Origin of the sequence: Sphingomonas daechungensis (assembly GCF_039543105.1) — a bacterium.
Classification (GTDB): Bacteria; Pseudomonadota; Alphaproteobacteria; order Sphingomonadales; family Sphingomonadaceae; genus Sphingomicrobium; species Sphingomicrobium daechungense.
Genome location: NZ_BAABJC010000001.1, coordinates 2,912,609 through 2,933,189, shown reverse-complemented (window position 1 = coordinate 2,933,189; position 20,581 = coordinate 2,912,609). Strand labels below are relative to the sequence as shown.

21 protein-coding genes are annotated in these 20,581 nt (G+C 63.4%); 12 read left to right on the top strand and 9 right to left on the bottom strand.

The genetic code is table 11. From position 1 onward, the window contains the following. The first annotated feature begins 16 nt into the window (after positions 1–16). From purM to cls, 5 genes are read left to right on the top strand one after another with little or no spacing between them, the layout of a single operon-like run. Positions 17–1,090, top strand: coding sequence for a phosphoribosylformylglycinamidine cyclo-ligase (purM, locus tag ABD928_RS15170; RefSeq protein WP_345170062.1), 1,074 nt, complete (start codon positions 17–19; stop codon positions 1,088–1,090). Then, entirely contained in the window at positions 1,083–1,643 is a 561-nt protein-coding gene (gene purN, locus ABD928_RS15165) for a phosphoribosylglycinamide formyltransferase (RefSeq protein ID WP_345170060.1), read from the top strand. The genes purM and purN overlap by 8 nt, the downstream gene beginning before the upstream one ends. Then, complete coding sequence (locus tag ABD928_RS15160; RefSeq protein ID WP_187713950.1) at positions 1,640–1,999, top strand: MmcQ/YjbR family DNA-binding protein; 360 nt, start codon at positions 1,640–1,642, stop codon at positions 1,997–1,999. The genes purN and ABD928_RS15160 overlap by 4 nt, the downstream gene beginning before the upstream one ends. Then, positions 1,996–2,520, top strand: a complete 525-nt coding sequence (locus ABD928_RS15155; protein WP_187713949.1) for a hypothetical protein — start codon at positions 1,996–1,998, stop codon at positions 2,518–2,520. Before ABD928_RS15160 ends, ABD928_RS15155 begins: the two co-directional genes overlap by 4 nt. A 42-nt stretch (positions 2,521–2,562) precedes the next feature. After that, positions 2,563–3,999, top strand: a complete 1,437-nt coding sequence (cls, locus tag ABD928_RS15150) for a cardiolipin synthase (protein WP_345170057.1) — start codon at positions 2,563–2,565, stop codon at positions 3,997–3,999. Here the strand turns inward: cls and ndk are convergent, their stop codons facing one another. The 3 genes from ndk to ABD928_RS15135 all read right to left on the bottom strand — a co-directional run bounded on the left by ndk (position 4,000) and on the right by ABD928_RS15135 (position 6,422). Continuing rightward, positions 4,000–4,422 carry a nucleoside-diphosphate kinase gene (gene ndk / locus ABD928_RS15145; RefSeq protein WP_187713948.1) on the bottom strand — a complete coding sequence of 141 codons (423 nt, stop codon included), beginning with the start codon at positions 4,420–4,422 and terminating at the stop codon, positions 4,000–4,002. Between the two features lie 75 nt (positions 4,423–4,497). After that, positions 4,498–4,938: a DNA polymerase III subunit chi gene (locus tag ABD928_RS15140; protein ID WP_187713947.1), complete on the bottom strand. Its 441-nt coding sequence runs from the start codon at positions 4,936–4,938 to the stop codon at positions 4,498–4,500. A gap of 8 nt (positions 4,939–4,946) precedes the next feature. Further along, positions 4,947–6,422 (bottom strand): leucyl aminopeptidase, encoded by a 1,476-nt coding sequence (locus ABD928_RS15135; RefSeq protein WP_345170055.1) that lies wholly within the window; start codon positions 6,420–6,422, stop codon positions 4,947–4,949. Between the two features lie 165 nt (positions 6,423–6,587). Between ABD928_RS15135 and ABD928_RS15130 the strand changes: the two genes are divergently transcribed. The 4 genes from ABD928_RS15130 (at position 6,588) to rsmA (ending at position 12,127) form a co-directional block, all read left to right on the top strand. After that, on the top strand, positions 6,588–8,840 hold the full coding sequence (locus tag ABD928_RS15130; protein ID WP_345170053.1) for an LPS-assembly protein LptD: 2,253 nt from the start codon (positions 6,588–6,590) through the stop codon (positions 8,838–8,840). 134 nt (positions 8,841–8,974) lie between these two features. Continuing rightward, a complete protein-coding gene (locus tag ABD928_RS15125; protein ID WP_345170051.1) occupies positions 8,975–10,273 on the top strand; it encodes a peptidylprolyl isomerase in 1,299 nt (432 codons plus the stop codon). Positions 10,274–10,298: 25 nt separating this feature from the next. Continuing rightward, positions 10,299–11,303, top strand: a complete 1,005-nt coding sequence (gene pdxA / locus ABD928_RS15120) for a 4-hydroxythreonine-4-phosphate dehydrogenase PdxA (RefSeq protein ID WP_187713946.1) — start codon at positions 10,299–10,301, stop codon at positions 11,301–11,303. Further along, entirely contained in the window at positions 11,300–12,127 is an 828-nt protein-coding gene (gene rsmA, locus ABD928_RS15115) for a 16S rRNA (adenine(1518)-N(6)/adenine(1519)-N(6))-dimethyltransferase RsmA (protein ID WP_187713945.1), read from the top strand. Before pdxA ends, rsmA begins: the two co-directional genes overlap by 4 nt. 1 nt (position 12,128) lies before the next feature. On the opposite strand, the gene ABD928_RS15110 is transcribed toward rsmA, so the two are convergent. The 5 genes from ABD928_RS15110 to ABD928_RS15090 are packed head-to-tail and all read right to left on the bottom strand — an operon-like array spanning position 12,129 to position 16,614. Further along, entirely contained in the window at positions 12,129–12,623 is a 495-nt protein-coding gene (locus tag ABD928_RS15110; protein ID WP_187713944.1) for a hypothetical protein, read from the bottom strand. A 25-nt stretch (positions 12,624–12,648) separates the two neighbouring features. Beyond that, entirely contained in the window at positions 12,649–13,824 is a 1,176-nt protein-coding gene (locus ABD928_RS15105; RefSeq protein ID WP_345170047.1) for an RsmB/NOP family class I SAM-dependent RNA methyltransferase, read from the bottom strand. A gap of 3 nt (positions 13,825–13,827) precedes the next feature. Continuing rightward, entirely contained in the window at positions 13,828–15,306 is a 1,479-nt protein-coding gene (gene guaB, locus ABD928_RS15100; protein ID WP_345170044.1) for an IMP dehydrogenase, read from the bottom strand. Positions 15,307–15,347: 41 nt separating this feature from the next. Further along, a complete protein-coding gene (locus ABD928_RS15095; protein ID WP_345170042.1) occupies positions 15,348–15,794 on the bottom strand; it encodes an NUDIX domain-containing protein in 447 nt (148 codons plus the stop codon). 13 nt (positions 15,795–15,807) lie between these two features. Beyond that, entirely contained in the window at positions 15,808–16,614 is an 807-nt protein-coding gene (locus ABD928_RS15090) for an HpcH/HpaI aldolase/citrate lyase family protein (RefSeq protein WP_345170040.1), read from the bottom strand. Positions 16,615–16,682: 68 nt separating this feature from the next. Here ABD928_RS15090 and ABD928_RS15085 point away from each other — a divergent pair, with 68 nt between their 5' ends. Genes ABD928_RS15085 through ABD928_RS15075 form a run of 3 tightly spaced genes read left to right on the top strand, consistent with a single transcriptional unit; the run spans position 16,683 to position 20,004 of the window. Continuing rightward, complete coding sequence (locus ABD928_RS15085; RefSeq protein WP_187713942.1) at positions 16,683–17,687, top strand: SPFH domain-containing protein; 1,005 nt, start codon at positions 16,683–16,685, stop codon at positions 17,685–17,687. Continuing rightward, on the top strand, positions 17,684–18,145 hold the full coding sequence (locus ABD928_RS15080) for an NfeD family protein (protein WP_345170038.1): 462 nt from the start codon (positions 17,684–17,686) through the stop codon (positions 18,143–18,145). Before ABD928_RS15085 ends, ABD928_RS15080 begins: the two co-directional genes overlap by 4 nt. Before the next feature lie 14 nt (positions 18,146–18,159). After that, a complete protein-coding gene (locus ABD928_RS15075; protein ID WP_345170036.1) occupies positions 18,160–20,004 on the top strand; it encodes a DUF885 domain-containing protein in 1,845 nt (614 codons plus the stop codon). On the opposite strand, the gene ABD928_RS15070 is transcribed toward ABD928_RS15075, so the two are convergent. Continuing rightward, positions 20,001–20,579, bottom strand: a complete 579-nt coding sequence (locus ABD928_RS15070; RefSeq protein WP_345170034.1) for a DUF4136 domain-containing protein — start codon at positions 20,577–20,579, stop codon at positions 20,001–20,003. The two genes, ABD928_RS15075 and ABD928_RS15070, sit on opposite strands and share 4 nt — an antisense overlap. Positions 20,580–20,581 lie beyond the last annotated feature (2 nt).

The following is a 20,581-nucleotide window of genomic DNA, read 5'->3' as shown; positions in this document are numbered from 1 at the left end:
GGCTAGGCGGCGGCTGATGTCTCAAAAGCCGCTCACCTATGCCGACGCCGGAGTGTCCATCGACGCCGGAAATGCGCTCGTCAAAACGATCGGCCCGCTGGCCCGTTCGACGGCTCGTCCAGGAGCCGACGCGGAGCTGGGCGGATTCGGTGGGTTCTTCGACCTCAAGGCTGCGGGCTACAGCGATCCTCTGCTAGTCGCCGCCAACGACGGCGTCGGGACAAAGCTCAAGCTGGCGATCGAGGCGGGCAAGCATGACGGTGTGGGCATCGACCTCGTCGCAATGTGCGCCAACGACCTGATCGTGCAGGGCGCAGAGCCGCTCTTCTTCCTCGACTATTACGCGACCGGAAAGCTCGACCCGGCCGTCGCCGCCGAGGTTGTAGCCTCGATCGCAGAAGGCTGCAGGCAGGCCGGCTGCGCGCTGATTGGCGGCGAGACCGCCGAAATGCCGGGCATGTACTCCGAGGGAGACTACGACCTCGCAGGTTTCTGCGTTGGCGCGGTGAACCGCGACAAGGTGCTGACGGGAGCCAACATCGGTCCGGGTGACGTCATTCTCGGCCTCGCCAGCTCCGGCGTCCACAGCAACGGCTTCTCGCTGGTTCGGCGGATCATTTCCGATCGCGGATGGAACATCGCCGAGACGTACCCATCTGCCGGTGGCAGCACGCTGGCAGACCAGCTGCTCGAGCCAACCCGCATCTACGTGAGGTCGCTGCTGCCCCTGGTGCAGGAAGGGCTGGTCAACGGGTTAGCTCACATCACCGGTGGCGGACTGCTTGAGAACACCCCGAGAGTCCTTCCGTCAAATGCCCACGCTTACGTCGATGCCGGCTCTTGGGAGCTGCCGTCGCTATTCCGGCTGCTTCAGGATGGGGGAAGCATCGAACCCCAGGAGATGGTGCGGACGTTCAACTGCGGCATTGGCATGATTGCCGTTGTGAGCGCCGGTCAGGCAGACGCCGTTGCATCGCGGCTCGAGGCAGCGGGCGAAGCGGTCTTCCGCATCGGTCGCATCGAAAACGGTCCGCGGGGATGCACGGTCCACGGCCCGAATCGTGCCTGGACCGCAGCCCATAATGCGTGACCCGCGCCGCGTCGGCGTTCTCATCTCCGGACGCGGAAGCAATTTGCGGGCTCTGGTCGAACAGGCGAAGGGCTACGAGATCGCACTGGTCGCATCGAACAAGCCGCAGGCGCCCGGCCTCGATTGGGCGCGAGAACAAGGGCTCTCCACTTGGACCTGGGACAGCAAGGGAGTCGAGAAGGAAGAGTTCGACCGGACCTTGAGCGCCGCGCTCGACGATCATCGCATTGGAACGGTGGCTCTCGCAGGCTTCATGCGTATCCTTTCGCCGTGGTTCATCGACCAGTGGCGGGGACGCATCCTCAACATTCACCCGTCGCTGCTGCCGAAATATCGAGGATTGGACACCCATGCGCGTGCCATCGAAGCGGGCGATCGAGTGAGCGGCTGTTCAGTGCACGTAGTAACCGAAGTTCTCGATGCAGGCGAAGTGCTGGGGCAGGCGGAGGTTGCGATCGAGAGCGGCGACACACCTGCGACCCTTGAAAATCGAGTGCTCGCGGCGGAGCATGAACTTTACCCTCGGATTCTGCGGGAGTTCGTGAGGCGATGACTGACGCCCTCAATTTCGTTCGAAGGACGGCCCTGGAGCTGCCGGAGACTGAGGAACGTAAATCTCACGGACAAGCGACGTTCTTCGTGGCCGGAAAGCAGTTCGCTCAATTTCGCGACAACCATCATGGTGACGGCAAGACGGTCGTCTGTGTCCGGACCAGTGGGCTCGATGAGCAAGCAACTCTTCTTGAAGCCGACCCCAAAACCTATTCGAAGCCGGCCTATCTCCATCCGTCAGGCTGGGTTTCGGTCAACGTCGCCGGCGAGGTCGATTGGGATCACGTTGCCGACCGCATCGCGAGCAGTTGGGAGCTTGCAGCGCCGAGGAGGTTACTGGAAGCAGGCGGTCGATGAGCGAATCACAATCCGAAGACGCCAGGCGCAAGTCGCGCCTTCGCTGGATCACCCTTGGCGAAGCCATCGCCATTGCCGCCCTGATCGTCTCCGCCGCGGGTGTCTGGCTTAGCTGGCAAGGGGCGGACGAAATGCCGCCGACCACGACGATCATCGAAAAGCAGCAGTCCATACCGCTCGCCTTGCGAGGAAAGGCTGAGGATGACGGTCGGTCGCTGACAATCACGCCGGTTGAGGCCGGCCATGCCCTGCAATCGCTCACGATCACTCCCTCGGGAGGTACCGCCATCGAAGTCGGCAGCGATGGCGAGCTTGAGGCAAGCGCCCTCATGGCCGCATTAGCCAAAACGGACAGCGATGAAAAAGGGACCCAGCGCGTGCGCGCCCAGATCGCCGCACGATACATAGAGGCGGGAGCCGACAAGTCGGCCAAGAGCAGCTACGTCATCACTTATCGCTGGGAAGGCGGCGGACTGTTCGGCGGCCGCTCGCTTCGGTTAACCGGGATCGCCCGCGCCTAGAAAGACTGGACAGACGCCCACGCATGTGCGGCATTAGCAGCCATGCAGCCATTCTATATCATTGCCGCCGGGCTGCTGGTTTCGGTGGCACAGATCGCTGTGCTCATCCGGGCGATTCTTCGCCCCCATCGCGACCCGTCGTCGAGACTGGCTTGGGCCGTGGTCATCGTGGTCGCGCCGATTATCGGCATGGTTGCTTACCTTCTGCTGGGCGAAGTCCGGATCAGCCTCGGCCGACGAGACAAGGGGCGGGCAATCGAGGCAGCACTCCCCAGGCCTGCAGGCGAGGATGACGCTGTCCGCGAAGTCGCCAAGGGCTTCTACCGAGCGCCATTCGATCTTGGCGAAAGCGTCAACGGCCTGGAAACGACGAGCGGCAACAGCGCCACACTCGCGGCAGACAGCAACGTGGCGATCGAAGAAATGGTCCGCGACATCGACGCCGCCGTACAGACGGTGCACCTGCTGGCATACATCTGGCTCGCCGATCACAACGGTACGAAGGTCAAGGACGCGTTGATCCGTGCGGCTAGGCGCGGAGTTAAGGTCCGCGCGCTCGCCGATGCGCTCGGTTCAAGGCATTTTATCCGGTCCAGCAACTGGTCGGATCTCGCCGACGGCGGCGTCGAAGCACGAGTAGCGCTCCCTGTCGGAAACCCACTGTGGACCATTCTTCGCGGCCGGGTCGACCTGCGCAACCACCGCAAGATGCTCATCATCGACAACCGGATCGCCTGGTGCGGAAGCCAGAATGTTGCCGATCCGGAGTTTCGCGTGAAGCCGCACTACGCGCCCTGGGTGGACATCATGACCCGGTGGCAGGGGCAGGTCGTCCATCACTGCCAATATCTCTTCGTCTCCGACTGGATGGGCGATGGCGGCGATGACATCAGCGCCCTCCTGTCCGCGCCCGTCGAGCACCCGACAGGCACAATCATAGCCCAGGTCGTCGGCACGGGACCGACGGTGCGATATGACGCAATGCCGTCCTGCTTTGCCGAGCTAATTCACTCAGCGCGCCAAGAGTTGGTCGTCACGACACCCTATTTCGTGCCCGATGATCAGGTGCTGTCCTCCTTGTTGTCAGCGGCCAGGCGGGGCGTAAAGGTGATCTTCATCTTGCCGAAGCGCAACGACAGCCGCGTGGTCCAGGCGACAAGCCGAAGTTATTACGCAGACCTGATCAAGGCCGGCGTGAAGCTGTACGAATATCGATGTGGCCTGCTTCACGCCAAGACGATGGTGGCGGACAGGAAAATTGGCTTGATCGGCTCGGCCAATCTCGACCGCCGCAGCTTCGAGCTCAATTTCGAGAACAACATCCTGTTTTCGGACAAGAAATTTGCCGGCGTCATCCGGGCCCGACAGGACGAATTCCTCGCCCAATCGGACCCGGTGACGATGGCAGACGTAGAAAGCTTCAGCCTACCGGCCCGGTTCTGGCAGAACAGCGTGGCGATGCTGAGCCCGATCTTTTGATCAGCCGACGATTTCTTCCGGCGTGAAGAAGTAATCGATCTCGATCTTGGCGTTCTCATCGCTATCCGAACCGTGGACCGAGTTCGCCTCGATCGATTCGGCGAACTCCTTGCGGATCGTGCCTTCGGCAGCGTCAGTTGGGTTCGTGGCGCCCATCACTTCACGGTTGCGGAGGACGGCGTTCTCACCCTCGAGGACCTGAACGACGACCGGACCCGACGTCATGAAGGTGCAGAGGTCATTGAAGAACGGACGCTCGCGGTGGACCGCGTAGAAGCCTTCGGCCTGGTCGCGAGTCATATGGATCCGCTTGGAAGCGACGACGCGAAGGCCGGCATCTTCAAGCTTCTTGGTGACTGCGCCCGTCAGGTTGCGGCGGGTGGCGTCGGGCTTGATGATCGAAAAGGTGCGCGTGGCGGCCATGGCCGTGCGGTCTCCTGAAACAATGGGTTGGGATTGGTCGCAGCGCCTAGCGGGGCGCGGACCGAACGGCAAGACTCAGCCCTTCTCCACCCATTTACCGCCTTCGTCCTGTGCCCAGTAGCGGCGATCCACCCCGTCCCGCCCGGCTAAGAGCTTCCACGCCAGCCGCGCGCCCTCGAGCGTCGCTGCATCGAACAGGTAGAACGCGCGATCGAACGTCAGCGCAGCTTCGCGCCATTGCCCGTCTGCGATCAGCAGATTGCGGGCGATGTTCGGCGCATCGGTGCTCGCGGAGAGCAAAATCGGCTGGCGTGCATCGTCGCTTCCTCCCGAGGGCGCATGCGGAATAAAGCTTGCAGGCCCCTGGTCCCACAGCATGCGGTCAAGCTTTCCGAGAAGACCCTCATCGTCAGCGACGATCAGCAGCCGTTTTCCGTCGGCGAGCAGGCGCTGCGAGATGCTTGCAATCACCTGCTCGAGCGGCGTTCGTCCGAGCTGGTAGAAATCGATCTGCATTCAGCGCTTCAGCGCCCCTCCACCGACGCTTCGATGAAGCGGTCGAGCAGGCGGACCCCATAGCCGGTCGCACCCTTTTCGTAGGTGCTGGTCGGCTTGTCGGACCAGGCCATGCCGGCGATGTCGAGATGCGCCCAGGGCGTTCCACTCTCGACGAAGCGGAGAATGAACTGTGCCGCGGTGATTGATCCACCCTCGCGCGGCCCGACATTCTTCATGTCGGCTATGGGAGAATCGATCAGCTTGTCGAACGAGTCCCCCATGGGCTGGCGCCACAATTTGTCCCCGGAAGACTGCCCTGCATCGAGTAACTTCGCCGCGAGGTCGTCGTCCGTGGTGAACAGGCCACCGTACTCGTGGCCGAGGCTAATGAGGATGGCTCCGGTCAGCGTCGCGAGGTCGACGATCAGCTTCGGCTTGTAGTTGCGCTGCACGTAGGTGATCGCGTCCGCGAGCACGAGGCGGCCTTCGGCGTCGGTGTTGATCACCTCGATCGTCTGGCCCGACATGCTGGTTACCACGTCACCAGGACGCTGGGCATTCCCATCGGGCATGTTTTCGACGAGCCCGCAGATCCCAACGACGTTTGCCTTCGCCTTCCGCTTGGCGAGCGCGACCATCGCGCCAGTGACCGCGCCGGCGCCGCCCATGTCCCACTTCATGGCTTCCATGCCGGCAGCCGGCTTGATCGATATGCCGCCGGTATCGAACGTCACGCCCTTGCCGACGAAGGCGACCGGCGCTTCTCCTGCCTTGCCGCCGTTCCAGCGCATGACGAGCATGCGGGGTTCGCGGACCGAGCCCTGGGCGACGCCAAGCAGCGCGCCCATTCCGAGCTTCTTCATCGCCTTGCCGTCGAGGACTTCGACTTCGACTCCCGTCCCGGACAGCGCGGCCTGCGCCCGGTCCACAAAGGTCTCCGGATAGATGATGTTGGCCGGCTCGGTCACCAGCTCACGCGTAAGCGAGACACCCTCGGCAACCGGCTGCCAGCGTTTCTTCCAGACACCTTCGGCTTCAGCCGGCGCCCCAACGATCGTCAGCTCCTTGAGGGTCGGCTTCTGCTTGTCCTTCAGCTTCGTGCGATACCGATCGTAGCGCCAACCTCGGAGGGTTGCGGCAAAAGCAACCTTCGCGGCAGCGTCCGCGTCGTACTTCAGGCCGGTCACGTCGAGCACGGCATGGGTCTCGCCTGAGGTCAGCAGCCTGGCGACAAGAGCCCCACCCAGCTTCTCCGCGGCGTCTTGCGGGCTGGTCCCGTCACCCGTTCCGACCACGACCAAACGTCGAACTCCGCCGTCGGCAGGCACGAACAGCTCCGCCGCGCTCCCGGAGTCGCCCTCGAACCGCTGTCGTTTCAGGGCAGCGTCGACCTCGGCACGAGCCTTCCCCAGACTGTCCAGCGCAATCCTGTTCTTTCCGCCGGCGGGCAGAACCAACGCGAAATCACCCGTCGGGCGGCTGTCGGCGAAACGTATCTTCATCAAGGAGAAATCCTGAAGGCAAAGGGTCTTGAATATGTGCGGCGTCTCTTAAGACCCGCCTGCCGCAATAGCAAAGGGCCCTCATGCAAGGCGGATTGTGGAGTGCCAGCCAAGGTGCAATAGGCTGGGCCAGCTTGCAGCCAGGGTGAATGGGCGGGATCAATTTTGCGTAGTCGATTTGCCTGGTGGACCGCGCTCCCTCTGACATTCGCCTCGACGGCCGCCTTCGCCCAGGCGCCTGACACCGCGTCCGAGCCTGCGGCGTCGGCATTACAGACGCCCGCCACGCCTGCGGCAGACGCTGAAGACATCATCGAATTCAGCTCCGACCAGGTCACCTACGACAACAGTCAGGACATCGTCACCGCGACCGGCTCCGTCCGTATGCAGCGGGACGGCAATTATGTCGCGGCCGACCAGATCGTCTGGAACCGCAAGTCTGGCGAGGTTCGGGCAATCGGGAATGTCGTCGCCATGAACCCGCAGGGCGACAAGTTTATCGGCGAGAACGTCGTCCTCACCGATACGCTGAAGGATGGCACGATCGACAACCTGCTGATCGTCCTGGAGAGCGGCGGGCGTCTCGCTGCGACCAAGGGCCGCCGTTCCGGTGACCTGACCATCCTCGACAACGCGATCTATTCCCCCTGCCCGGTCACCACCGAAAGCGGATGCCCGCGCAATCCGAGCTGGGCCATCACCGCGACCCGCGTCACCTACGATCCAACTTCGCAGCGTGTGCACTTCAAGGGCGGGCGCATGCAGATCTTCGGCATGCAGCTGCCACTTCTGCCGATCTTCAGTCTGGCAACGGGCGGTGCGGGCGGGGGCGTAAGCGGGTTCCTGGTGCCGGATATCAGCATCTCGCACGGCCGCGGCTTCGAAGTTGCCCTGCCTTATTACAAAAGGCTTGGTCCGAACCGCGACCTGACGCTGACGCCGCATGTCTACACGAAGAAGCTACCCGCCATCGAAGCGCGCTACCGCGAGCTGAACAGCCTTGGCGCGTTCCAGATCGGCGGGTTCCTCACCTATGGCCGCATCGAGGAGCTGACGGCTCTCGGCGAACCGCAGGAGACCGGCGAAAAGGGCATCCGGGGCTATTTCGATGCCAACGGCAGGTTCCAGCTCAATCCACTCTGGAGCATCACAGGCTCGACGCGGATCGCGACCGACAAGACTGTGACGCGGCGCTACGACATTACCCAAGACGACCGTCTACGCAGCTTCATCAACGCCGAACGGATCGATCCCAACAGCTACATCTCGATTGCCGGCTGGGCTTTTCAGGGGCTGCGGGTCGACGACGTGCAGAAGCGCATCCCCATTGCCCTTCCGGCGATCGACGCCCGCTTCCGCATTGACCCGCCGGCTCTTGGCGGTGTCATCGAGCTGCAGGCGAACAGCCTCGCCATCACCCGCATCGAAGGTCAGGACACGCAGCGGGCCTTTGCAAGCGCGCGGTGGGACATTCGCAAGCTGACGAACTGGGGCCAGGAGGTCGTCTTTACGGCCTATGCGCGCGGCGACGTCTACCACACGAGCAATGCTGCAAGCACTCTCGTACCGCTTTATCGCGGCGTCGATGGTTGGCACACCCGCGGCATCGGTGCCCTCGCAACCGACGTGAAATGGCCGTTCGTCGGTCCGCTCTTCGGCGGTTCCCAGCGGCTCACGCCGCGCGTCCAACTCGTCTTCACCCCCGCCACGCCGAACCTCGATATTCCCAATGAGGACGCCCGCGCAGTCGATCTCGAGGACAGCAACCTCTTCGCGCTTAATCGCTTCCCCGGATACGATCGCTGGGAAGACGGTTCGCGCATCACTTACGGGCTGGACTGGTCCTACGACCGCCCGAACCTGTCGATCGTATCGACGATCGGTCAGAGCTACCGCATATCCAAGCGGGAGAATATCTTCCCGGACGGGACCGGGCTTTCCGATCGGGTGTCCGACATCGTTGGCAGAACCCGGATCCGCTTCGGCCGCTTCATCGACCTCACGCATCGTTATCGCCTCGACAAGGAGAATTTCGCGGTTCGTCGCAACGAGCTCGACCTGACCGTCGGCGGCGAGGAAACCTATGCGCAGATCGGCTACCTCCGTCTCAACCGCGACATCGACGAAGCGATCGAGGATCTTCGCGACAAGGAAGAGCTTCGCGCGGCGGCTCGCATCAAGTTCGCGAAGTACTGGTCGATCTTCGGAGCGACGGTTCTCGATCTCACGGGCAAGGCCGAAGACCCCTTGTCAGTTTCCGACGGATACGAGCCAGTCCGCCATCGCCTGAGCATCGACTACGAAGACGACTGCATTGCTCTTGGCGTCTCGTGGCGCCGGGACTATGAGCGTGTGGGCGGGTTCAATGAAGGCAGCACATTCTCATTCCGAGTGTCCTTCAAAGGTCTCGGCCGCTAAGCCTGCGTTCAGCGGGCACGCGTAAACGGCATTCGCCCAATGGATTGAACAACAAGGGATTTCCAGACTTGCCAGCAGCATTCGATTTTTTGCCCGTCCGCGCTCGTTTTGCAGCGGCGGCCCTTGTGCTGGCCGTGGCGACCACGGCAGCGGCCCAGGATGCGGCAGACCAGCAGCCCGCAGGCGGAAACAGCGCAATTGCGCTGAAGCTCCCCGACAACCCCCAGATCTTCGGCCAGGCCATGCCGTCGGTCATCAAGGCCACGGCGATCGTCAATGGCGAGGTGATCACCCAGACAGACGTCGATCAGCGTCTGGCGCTGCTCGTCATCGCCAATAGCGGCAAAGTTCCGAACGATCAGGTCGAGGAGCTTCGCCAGCAGGTCCTGCGCAACCTGATTGACGAAAGCCTTCAGATCCAGGCCGCCAAGCAGGCGGAGATCACCGTCACGGACAAGGACATCGCCCGCACACTTGAGCGCGTCGCGTCCAGCGTGAAGATGAATCCCGATCAGCTAACCACCTACCTCAAGGCGAACGGGTCTTCGATCCGGACCCTCCGCCGGCAGATCGAGGGTGAGACGGCCTGGCGCCGCCTGCAGCAGCAGAAGATCGAAAATACCGTCAGCGTCGGCGACGACGAGGTGAAGGCGGTGCTCGAGCGACTTAACGCATCCAAGGGCACCGAGGAATATCGCGTCGGCGAGATCTTCCTGTCCTCGACACCCGACAAGATGCAGCAGACGATCGCCAACGCCAATCAGATCATCGCCCAGCTTCGGCAGGGCGCGTCGTTCCCGGGCTATGCGCGGCAATATTCCGAAGCTTCGACCGCCGCGGTCGGCGGCGACCTCGGCTGGGTCCGTCCTGAGCAACTTCCGGACCAGCTCGGCGGCGTTCTGCGAACCATGGGGCCGGGCCAGATCAGCTCGCCCATCTCCGTCCCGGGCGGCGTCTCGATTCTCGCGGTGCAGGATGCCCGCAAGATCCTTTCGGCCGATCCGCGAAATGCGGTCTTGAGCCTGAAGCAGGTGTCGATCGCGTTCCCACCCGGCACTTCGCGCCCACAGGCCGAAGCCCGCGTTGCGAAGTTCGCCGAGGCTGCCCGCAACGTCGGCGGGTGCGGCGGCGCAGAGCGGATTGCCGCCGAGTTCAACGGCGAAGTCGTAGCCAACGAAGGCGTCCGCCTTCGCGAGCTTCCGCAGGCACTGCAGGAAATCATGTTACCGCTGCAGGTCGGTCAGGCGACGCGCCCGTTCGGATCGATCGAAGAAGGCGTTCGAACACTGGTCATCTGCGGCCGCGACGAAGCCGATCCCACCGCTCCGACCTTCGATCAGGTCTTCAACCAGCTGAGCGAGGAGCGCGTCAACCTTCGCGCCCGTCGCTACCTGCGCGACCTGCGCCGCGATGCGGTGATCGAATTCCGCTAGGTTTCCTTTTCGGAAGGCGCAGCTGATGGCTCGCTTCCTGTCTCGGCCAATAGCCATCTCGCTCGGTGACCCTGCGGGCATCGGTCCCGAGGTCGTGGCCAAGTGCTGGGATGGGCGAGCAGTCAACAACCTCCCGCCGTTCGCCGCGATCGGCGATCCGCGCGCCATCGCTCACGTCTGGGATGGTCCAATCGAGCTGGTCGACGATCCCCAGGAGGCCGAGGCCGTTTTCGACTACGCTTTGCCCCTGGTTCAGATCACCGCGGCAGAGGACGACCTTCCGGGTCACCCGTCCGTCGCCGGCGCGCATTGCTCACTGGATTCGCTGGAGATTGCGGTAGGACTCGCCCGCTCCGGGTCTGCAGCGGCAGTGGTGACCGGTCCGGTCTCCAAGGAACAACTCTATTCGATCGGGTTCGCTCATCCCGGCCAGACGGAATTCGTGGCCGAACGCTGTGGCGTGTCGCAGGGCAATGTCGCCATGATGCTTGCCGGGCCGACACTCCGGACTGTCCCGGTCACGACCCATATTCCGCTCGCCGAGGTTCCGGCACACCTCTCGCCCGCGCTGATCGAAGCCCGCGGACGGACGACCTTGCGCGGACTGCAGCGCAACTTTGGGATTGCCGAGCCGACACTCGCCATTTCCGGGATCAATCCCCACTCGGGCGAAGGCGGCCTTCTCGGACGGGAAGAGATCGAGATCATCGAACCGGCGATCGCGGCCTTGCGAGCGGAAGGCTGGCGCGTGACCGGCCCTCATCCGGCGGACACGATGTTCCATGCCTCCGCTAGAGCCCGATACGATGCCGCTCTCTGCATGTATCATGACCAGGCGCTCATCCCACTGAAGGCGCTTCATTTTGAGGACGGGGTGAACGTCACGCTCGGACTGCCGATCATCCGCACGGCCCCGGATCATGGCACCGCCTTCGACATTGCCGGGCAGGACCTTGCGGACCCTCGGCCGATGGCGTCCGCGATCCAGATGGCCGCCTTGTGCGCTGCCAATCGGGAACTCGTGGAGTGACCGTTCCCCAGGAGCCCTTGCGCGACGTCATCGCGCGGCACGGGCTCCAGGCAAGCAAGTCCCTCGGTCAAAACTTCATCCTCGACCGCCAGCTACTCGCGAGGATCGCCGCCGTGCCCGGATCCCTCGCGGGTCAGACGGTTTACGAGGTCGGTCCCGGCCCCGGTGGACTCACCCATGCTGCACTCGGGGCTGGAGCAACGGTGGTTGCAGTCGAGCGCGATCGGCGCTGCCTCCCGGCGTTAGCCGAGCTCGAAGGCCTTTACCCCGGCAAGCTCCGCGTGATCGATGCCGACGCTCTCACCATTGACGAGCCTGCTGAAGTCGGCGTCGGCGCGCACGTGATCTCCAACCTGCCCTACAATGTCGGGACGGCGCTTCTGCTCAGATGGCTTAGCGGCTCTTGGCGGCCCTGGTGGCGGTCGCTGACCCTGATGTTCCAGAAGGAGGTCGCCGAAAGGATCGTCTCGGCGCCCGGAAGCAAGAATTACGGCCGCTTGTCCGTCCTGTCGCAATGGCGCTCCGACGCCCGCATTGTGCTCAATGTCCATCGATCCGCCTTCGTACCGCCACCGAAGGTCATGTCGGCGGTCGTCCACATCACGCCCAAGGCAATGCCGCTAAATGTTGAGCCCGCCGTCCTTCAGAAGCTGACGGAGGCCGCATTTGGGCAGAGGCGGAAGATGCTGCGCTCCAGCCTGAAAGACCTTCCGCGCGCGCTCGACGTTCTGAAACACCTCGGGATCGACAGCGCCCGGCGTGCGGAAACAGTGAGCGTCGACGAATTCGTCGCAATCGCCCGCCAGCTTTCCGCCGGCGGATGAACTAGTTCTTCTTGGAAACTTCCGGTGCGGTTGCAGAGGCGACCGACGGCCCGCGCGTGATGGTCGCGGATAGTTCGGCAAGCTGGGCGCACCCGGTCGGGCAAAGCTTTTGCAGCTTCGCCTGGTTCTCCTTGGCTTTCGCCAGAGCACCAAGCTCGACCATCGCCTCGCCCTGGATCGCAATCGCGTCGCGGTCATTCGGCTCCAAGAGCAGTGCCTTGCGCGTGTAGCGGATCGACTGGCCGAACAGGCGCTCTCGCTGAGCCACCCGAGCGAGCGAGTTGTAAGCCGCCCGGTTACGTGGATCGACCGCAAGCGCCGTCTCGAGCGCCTCGTCCGCCTCCACGAAACGCCCGGCGGCGAGATGCGCATTGCCCTTGGCGAGCAGTTCCATCGACCGCGGCGAGATCTGGTCGTCCGGCCTCTGCCCGATCGCGGATGTCGACACGCAAGCCGTTGCAATCGCAGCAATCATGACATTGGACAAAAGGCGCATTCTTATCTCCTCGGGCACGGCGGTTCTAACATGGGCGAACCAGCCGCGCGACGAAAAAGCCGTCCGTTCGGTCGTGACCCGGAGTCAGAAGCTTTCCTGCTCCGTCCAAACGCCCGGCGGCGATCGGCGTTTCCTCCACCTTCCATGATGAACGCTGGCTGAGGAATTGGTCAATTTGGCCTGCCCCTTCGCGGGACAGCAGGGAGCACACGGCATAGACGAGCCTCCCGCCTGGCCTGACCAGTTCCGCAGCCATTTCCAGGAGGTGTTTCTGAAGGGCTACCAAGCGATCCAGTCGCTCTTGCGTCAGCCGCCATCGCCCTTCGGGATTACGACGCCAGGTGCCGCTCCCGGAGCATGGCGCATCGACAAGCACCAGGTCCGCATGTCCGCGCCAGTCCGACAACTCCTGAAGCTCATTGGGTGGGCTGAGCAGCCGCGTCGCAATCCTTGTCCCCGCCCTCTCGGCCCGCGGCGCAAGCTTGGAAAGACGGGCGCGGTTGCTGTCGGTGGCGAGGATGCTCGCCGAGGGGTCCGCAGCCGCTAGAGCCAGCGATTTTCCACCCGCACCGGCACAAAGATCGAGTATCTGACCGGACGACGTCGGGGCGCAGGCAAGGGCGACGAGTTGGCTACCCTCGTCCTGAACCTCGACCAGGCCCCTGGCGAATGCGGGGTGATCGTCGATCCTTATTTCGGCGGGCAGTCTTATTCCCCACGGACTGAGCCGGGTCGCTTCCGCACCCTCGAACTCGGCAAGCATGGCGTCGCGATCGATACGGGCCACGTTGACGCGCAGGTCGAGCGGAGCACGCTCGAGCAACGATGGCAGTTCGTCCGCGCTCACCAATGGCGAGAGTTCCTGAACTAGCGGCCCAGGCACGATCCCCCTGCCCGCCGCCAGCTCCCCTTCGACCAAAGGCTCCGGCCCGCGAGGCTGGCCGAACAGGTCGTCGAGTGCCGGATCGTCGGAGCGAAGCGCCAGCACGGCCGCTCGCCCGCTTTCAGGCCGGTCCGCGACCGCACGGATCGCCCGGAACACCAGTTCACGAACCGCGCGCCTGTCCTTCGACCCGGCATAGCGCCGGGTCTTGAAGTAGCGAGTCACGAGTACGTCGGCGGGGGCGCCCTCGTCGCGCGCCGCAGCCACAACCTCATCCAGGATCTCGATCGCCGCCTGGAGTCGCGCGGCGGGTGTCATGACCTAGCGTGTCGGATAGTTCGGCGCCTCACGCGTGATGGAGACGTCGTGGACGTGGCTTTCGGACAGTCCGGCGTTGGTGATGCGGATGAAGCGAGCACGCGTCTGCAGATCCTTGATCGTTGCCGAACCGGTGTAGCCCATCGCGGCCTTCACGCCGCCAACGAGCTGATGGACGATCTCGCGGACTGGACCCTTAAACGGCACCTGCCCCTCGATCCCCTCGGGGACCAGCTTGAGCTGATCCTTGATGTCCTGCTGGAAGTAGCGGTCAGCGGAGCCGCGGGCCATGGCTCCGACCGAGCCCATGCCCCGATAGCTCTTGTAGGCTCGACCCTGGTACAGGAACGTTTCGCCGGGAGCCTCTTCGGTACCCGCGAGGAGCGATCCTACCATCACCGTCGAGGCGCCAGCCGCGAGAGCCTTCGCGATATCTCCACTGGTCCGAATGCCGCCGTCTGCGATCACCGGCACGCCGGACTTGGCCGCAGCCCTCGCGGTTTCCATGATCGCCGTCAGCTGCGGCACTCCTACACCGGCGATGACGCGCGTCGTGCAGATCGAGCCGGGGCCAATCCCCACTTTGACCGCGTCTGCCCCGGCATCGACCAGGGCCGTGGCGGCATCAGCGGTTGCGACATTGCCGGCTACAACCTGGACCGAGTTCGAAAGCGCCTTCACGCGTTCAACGGCGCGGCCAACGTCAGTGTTGTGCCCGTGCGCCGTGTCGATGACTATGCAATCGCATCCGGCCTCGATGAGTGCTTCCGAGCGGGCAAAACCCGCGTCGCCTACGGTGGTGGCCGCTGCGATCCGCAAGCGTCCTTCGCGATCCTTGGTCGCGTTGGGCGTTGCGACAGCTTTCTCGATGTCCTTCACCGTGATCAGGCCGACCAAGTGATCGCGTTCGTCGACCACCAGCAGCTTTTCGATGCGCCGCTGATGGAGAATCCGTCGAGCAACTTCCTCGCTGGTCCCAAGACCGACAACGGCGAGGTTCTCCTTCGTCATCAGCTCGGAGACCTGCTGGCCCGGATGCTCGGCAAAACGAACGTCGCGGTTGGTCAGGATCCCGCAGAGCTTGCCCGACTTCTCGACAATCGGGATGCCGCTGATGCGATTGGCCTGCATCAATTCCAGCGCCTCAGCCAATGTCTGGTCCGGGGTCATGGTAATCGGATTGACCACCATCCCGCTTTCGAACCGTTTGACTGCCCGAACGGCCGCGGCCTGTTCCTCGACCGACAGGTTGCGATGAAGGACGCCGATGCCGCCGAGCTGGGCCAAGGCGATTGCCATGTCAGCTTCGGTGACCGTGTCCATTGCGGATGACAGCAACGGAATGTTCAACGGGATTTCGCGGGTCAGGAAGGTCCGCGTATCGGCCTGGCTTGGCAGGACGGAGGACTCGAGTGGCTGGAGCAGGACGTCGTCGAACGTCAGTCCGAGCTGGATTTCAGGAGCTTCGTTGTGTGGGGCCATATCGGCCCATGCCAAGCTTCGCCCGATTCGCCAAGGGGCGGCTAGAGTCCAGGCTTCGCCTCCTTCAGCCAGCGACGGGTCTGCGGCGACAGGTCGTCCGGCAGATCGCCGAGAGCAAACTCGCAGACGGCTTCGACCTCCCAGCTCCAGCGTTTCGGTCGATATCCGACGTCGCGGACCACCACAACCGACGCCAGGTCGCGCTTGAAATCGATCGATTCCTCAAGCTCGCAGGCTATCTGCGTGATCCCGTGGGAGGTCATCCCGATCTCTTCGCGAAGCTCGCGCAATGCCGCGTCGACGGCCGGCTCATCTTCCGAACGGCCACCACCGGGCAGACGCCATCCCCGTGCATACCAAAGCTTGACGAGCACCAGCCGGTTCTCGGGCGTCAGCGCAATTGCATGTGCCCCGAACGTACGGGGTCGGCGGAAGAACCATCCGACCGCCAAAACCTTGTGGAAGGTCGTCGCAGCAACACGCAACAAGCGAGTGAGCACTCTAGCCTTCGCCCGCGCGTTTCAGGGCCCGCCTTGCAGCCTCGACGTGCATTCGCTCGATCATCCGGTCCTCGAAGCGCTCGGCCCCACCACTGAACGCCTCAACCAACCGGCGTGCGGTCTGCACCTCGTCCTGGCTCGGACCGAACGCTTCATTGCAAGGAGCGATTTGGTCGGGATGGATCAGAGACTTGCCGTCGAAGCCGAGACTGCGCCCGTGCATGCATTCGGAGAGGAATCCCTCAGCATCGCTAAGCCGGTTGAATACGCCATCGAAAGCCGGAACTTCGCCAGCTCGGGCGGCGAGGATGATAAGCTGAAGCGCGGTGGAGATTGGCTCCCTGGTCGCATCCAGCGGAAGATGAAGGTCGGCCCTCAGATCGTTGGTCCCCGCGATCAGCGCCTGAGCAGCGCGAGCAATTTCGGGAGCGGCCAACACCCCGGCCGCCGTCTCGATCATCGCCAGGAGCGGCTTGTTTAGTGCATCGGCAACCTGCCGAACGTCCTGCAACGACGACGCCCTCGGCAGGACGGCGTAATCGCTTCGCGATCCGGCAACTGCCTCAATGTCGTCCGATTGCCACTCAGTCCCGACGCCATTGATGCGGATAGCGACGGGCATCGGCCATTCGGACGAGACCGCCTCGACGGCTGCAATCCGTGCTTCGGCCTTGTCGGCGGGCTTTACCGCATCCTCCAGGTCGAGAACGACAAGGTCCGCTGCGCTCTCGCGCGCCTTCGCGATAGCCCGAGGATTCGATGCCGGCAGGAATAGGATCGAACGGACAGCGAACAGGTCCGACTTCACAGCGATTTTCCTTTCGTTCCGCCTCTCCTCACAGCAATATGGCCGAACGAGACGCTTGGGGGAATTCAATGCTGACGAGTTTCATGGTCGCCGTCGCGGTTCTGGCGCTCCTCTACGTGATGATCGGGATGAAGATCATCCATCAGGGGTATCGCTATACGATCGAGCATTTCGGGCGCTTCGTCCGCGTGGCTCAGCCCGGCTTCAACTTCGTACCGCCTTTCTTCTATCGGGTCGGCCACCGCATCAACATGATGGAACAGGTGCTCGATATTCCTGGTCAGGAGATCATCACCAAGGACAACGCCATGGTTGCGGTCGACGGTGTGGTCTTCTTCCAGGTACTGGACGCTGCCAAGGCCGCTTACGAAGTCAGCGACCTTTACACCGCCATCATGGCGCTCTCGACCACGAACCTGCGCACCGTCATGGGCTCGATGGATCTCGACGAGACATTGTCGAAGCGTGACGAGATCAACGCGCGCCTCCTGGCCGTGGTCGATCACGCGACCGAGGCGTGGGGAGTGAAGATCACCCGCGTCGAACTGAAGGATATTCGCCCGCCGCGCGACATTGTCGACGCCATGACTCGACAGATGAAGGCGGAGCGTGAGAAGCGCGCGGCCATCCTGGAATCCGAGGGCATGAGGCAGTCGGAGATTCTGCGGGCCGAAGGAGAGAAGCAGGCGAAGATCCTCCAGGCGGAAGGCCTTCGCGAAGCCGCCTTCCGCGAAGCCGAAGCCCGCGAGCGCGGCGCAGAGGCCGAAGCCAAGGCGACGACCCTGGTTTCCGACGCCATCGCCGGCGGGAACGCCCAAGCGATCAACTACTTCGTTGCGCAGAAATACGTCGAAGCGGTCAGCGAGTTCGCGCGCTCACCCAACGCAAAGACGATCCTCTTCCCGGTGGAAGCGACCCAACTGATTGGTACGCTTGGTGGGATTGGCGAATTGGCTCGCGAGGTCATGGGCGGCGACGGCCAGAAGCCACCCAGCCCGCCCAAGCCAAAGCCGGTCGCTTCGCGCGGCGCTCCAACGCCGTCTGTCCCTGGCATTCCCAGGATTGAAGGATGAACTTCATCGAGAGCATGGAGCCGGCCTGGCTGTGGCTGATCGGTGGCGTAATCCTGCTGATTGCCGAGATCATCGCACCGGGCTTCTTCCTTGTTTTCATCGGAGCCGCCGCCATTGCGACCGGCGCGTTCACACTGCTGTTCGATCTCGGCACCGCGCCGCAGTTGGCGCTCTTCGCCCTATATGCAGTCATCGCCTTCATGGTTGGGCGGAAAGTCTACGCGAACCAGAATGTCGACAGCACGGACCCGCTGCTCAACGACCGCTCTGCGCGGTTGGTCGGAAAAGTGGTGACGGTGATCGCCGATGTGGACGAACACTCCGGCAGGGTCCGCGTCGGCGACAGCGAATGGTCGGCGCGTGGCGGCCCCGGTCGCCCAGGCGAGCGCGTTCGCATAACGGGGGTTGATGGCAATTGCCTTCTCGTCGAGCCTGAGCGCCTGATCCCTTCCGCGTAACTCGGAGTCGTCCCTTGCCCGAATTTCAGCTTTCCCGCCGCCAGGCGCTCAACACGCTTGCCGCCAGCGCGGCGCTTCCGCTCTTCTCGAATGCCTCTGTCGCCTGGGGTAAGCCCGCCACCGACGCAGAAGCTGGCGCATTACTGGATTCGATCGGCAACAACCTTCTCGACACCAGTCCGGAAGGCGCGACCTCACTCGGTCTCGACACCGGAGCACGAGCCAAGATGCGCTATCACTTGGGCGATCGCTCTCCCGGCGGGCAAGGTCGCGTTGTCGCCACGCTTAAGGCCGATCTCGCGCGAGCCGAGGCGCTAGACACCTCCAACCTCTCCTTCCCTGTCCGCACCAGCGTCGAGGTCGTGAAGAGCGCCTACTCGACCGCGCTCGAAGGCTTCGCGCTGCCGTATGGCGACGTCGCTGTCGGGGGCTGGCGCAACACGCCCTACGTCGTGATCCAGAACGTGGGCGCGTACATCGACACGCCGCAACTACTCGACACGGATCAGCCGGTTGAGAACCGCGACGATGCCGAAGCCTATCTCAGCAGGCTCGCGGAATATCCGGGACAGCTGGATGGCGAGTTGGTGCGGATGAAGGAGGCACGCGCGAAGGGTCTCGTCCCGCCCGCATTCCTGATCGACAAGGCGCTCGCGCAACTCGATATTTCGCTGAACGGAACACAGCAAGGCGGCACGATCGTCGATTCTCTGGTCAAGCGTGCGAAGGACAAGGGCATCGCCGGCGATTGGGATGCACGGGCGAGGAAAATCGCCGTCGAGCAGGTCGTGCCGGCCCTGCAGCGCCAGATCGATGAGCTCAAGGCGGAACGCACGCAGGCAACCGACGTCGCCGGAATGTGGTCGCGCCCGTCAGGCGACGAATATTATCGCTGGGCGCTCAAGGCCTCGACGACGACCACGCTTTCGCCGGACGAAGTTCACCGGATGGGCCTTGAGCAGCTCGCCGAGTTGCACGGCCGCATGGAGCCGATCCTCAAGTCGCTCGGTTACACGCAGGGGACCATCGGAGAACGCATGCAGGCGCTGGCCAAGGACCCGCGCTACATGTTCAGCGAAGGCGACAAGGGCCGCGCGGAGATCAAGGCCTACATTGCGCAGAGCATCGCCAAGATCCGCACCGTCCTGCCGCGGGCCTTCAACACGCTGGTTCCCGGACATCTCGAAGTCCGGCGCATGTCGCCGGAGCAGGAACCCGGCGCTCCGGGCGCTTACGGCGGCGCCGGCTCGATCGACGGTAAGATCCCGGGCAAGTTCTGGATCAACCTTCGCACCACCGATTTGCACAGCAAGTACAGCTTGCCCGACCTCGCCGCACATGAGGCAATCCCCGGTCACGTCTGGCAGGGTGAATATGCCAACAAGCTGCCACTGATCCGCACGCTGTTAGCCTTCAACGCCTATTCGGAAGGCTGGGCGCTCTATGCGGAACAACTCGTGGACGAACTCGGCGTGTACGACGATTTCCCGGTGGGCCGGCTCGGTTATCTTCAGGCCATCGCCTTCCGTTGCTGCCGCCTTGTCGTCGACACCGGCCTGCACGCGAAGAAGTGGACCCGCCAGCAGGGCGTGGACTTCTTCGTCCAGCGCAATGGCTCAAATCCGCTCGAGGTCGCTTCGGAAGTCGATCGCTACTGCAGCTGGCCGGGCCAAGCCTGCGGCTACAAGGTCGGCCACAGCACGATCAACCGCCTCCGTGATCGGGCCAAGGCGGAGCTTGGCTCGAAATACGATCTCAGGGCGTATGACGATGCGGTCGTGCTTGGTGGGAACGTCCCGATGGACGTGCTCGCCAAGAACGTGGACGATTATATCGCTCGGGCGAGAAGCGCGGCCTAGCTCCCGACGACCGGCGGCTGCGGTGGGAACTTGGCCAGCGCCGCAGCAACCGCCTGGTTGAGCTTAACGTAGTCGACCCTGCCGCGATACTCGCGGTTCGCACCGACACCGTGCCAGATCGGCCGTCTTGTTGCGCCATCGTAGATGTCGATCACGACGCTGCGCTCCGTGAAGGTGTCGACATCGATGTCGCTGAAGGGCGAGCCAAAGCCGCCCCAGCCACCGAACCCCCAGCCGCCCCAGCCACGATGGCCCCAGCCACCCCATCCGCCCCATCCGGAGTAGAACGGCCCGAAGTCGTAAACCTCAGTGCGGTCGCGCTCGCCGATCGTGAAAGCGACCGAGAAGTCACCTTTGTCGGCAAGAGTGTAGCCGCGTGCAGCAAGCGTCTGATCAATCGACGCCTTTACCCGGGCGAACATCAGTGGGTTCATTCCCTGCGGTACACCGGAGTCGATCCAGCTGTAGGTGCGGTAGGTCTGAAAGTTCGCCGACGGGTCGAAATCCGTGCGAACGGTTGGCCCGTTTGCACATGCCGACACAAGAAGCGCAGCGGCCAATGGAAGGGCTCGCATAG

What these genes read in the sequence shown, in the direction of transcription:
- purM (WP_345170062.1), top strand. Translation starts at nt 17, where the DNA reads ATGTCTCAAAAGCCGCTCACCTATGCCGACGCCGGAGTGTCCATCGAC.
- purN (WP_345170060.1), top strand. Translation starts at nt 1,083, where the DNA reads ATGCGTGACCCGCGCCGCGTCGGCGTTCTCATCTCCGGACGCGGAAGC.
- ABD928_RS15160 (WP_187713950.1), top strand. Translation starts at nt 1,640, where the DNA reads ATGACTGACGCCCTCAATTTCGTTCGAAGGACGGCCCTGGAGCTGCCG.
- ABD928_RS15155 (WP_187713949.1), top strand. Translation starts at nt 1,996, where the DNA reads ATGAGCGAATCACAATCCGAAGACGCCAGGCGCAAGTCGCGCCTTCGC.
- cls (WP_345170057.1), top strand. Translation starts at nt 2,563, where the DNA reads ATGCAGCCATTCTATATCATTGCCGCCGGGCTGCTGGTTTCGGTGGCA.
- ndk (WP_187713948.1), bottom strand. Translation starts at nt 4,422, where the DNA reads ATGGCCGCCACGCGCACCTTTTCGATCATCAAGCCCGACGCCACCCGC.
- ABD928_RS15140 (WP_187713947.1), bottom strand. Translation starts at nt 4,938, where the DNA reads ATGCAGATCGATTTCTACCAGCTCGGACGAACGCCGCTCGAGCAGGTG.
- ABD928_RS15135 (WP_345170055.1), bottom strand. Translation starts at nt 6,422, where the DNA reads ATGAAGATACGTTTCGCCGACAGCCGCCCGACGGGTGATTTCGCGTTG.
- pdxA (WP_187713946.1), top strand. Translation starts at nt 10,299, where the DNA reads ATGGCTCGCTTCCTGTCTCGGCCAATAGCCATCTCGCTCGGTGACCCT.
- ABD928_RS15110 (WP_187713944.1), bottom strand. Translation starts at nt 12,623, where the DNA reads ATGCGCCTTTTGTCCAATGTCATGATTGCTGCGATTGCAACGGCTTGC.
- ABD928_RS15105 (WP_345170047.1), bottom strand. Translation starts at nt 13,824, where the DNA reads ATGACACCCGCCGCGCGACTCCAGGCGGCGATCGAGATCCTGGATGAG.
- guaB (WP_345170044.1), bottom strand. Translation starts at nt 15,306, where the DNA reads ATGGCCCCACACAACGAAGCTCCTGAAATCCAGCTCGGACTGACGTTC.
- ABD928_RS15085 (WP_187713942.1), top strand. Translation starts at nt 16,683, where the DNA reads ATGCTGACGAGTTTCATGGTCGCCGTCGCGGTTCTGGCGCTCCTCTAC.
- ABD928_RS15080 (WP_345170038.1), top strand. Translation starts at nt 17,684, where the DNA reads ATGAACTTCATCGAGAGCATGGAGCCGGCCTGGCTGTGGCTGATCGGT.
- ABD928_RS15070 (WP_345170034.1), bottom strand. Translation starts at nt 20,579, where the DNA reads ATGCGAGCCCTTCCATTGGCCGCTGCGCTTCTTGTGTCGGCATGTGCA.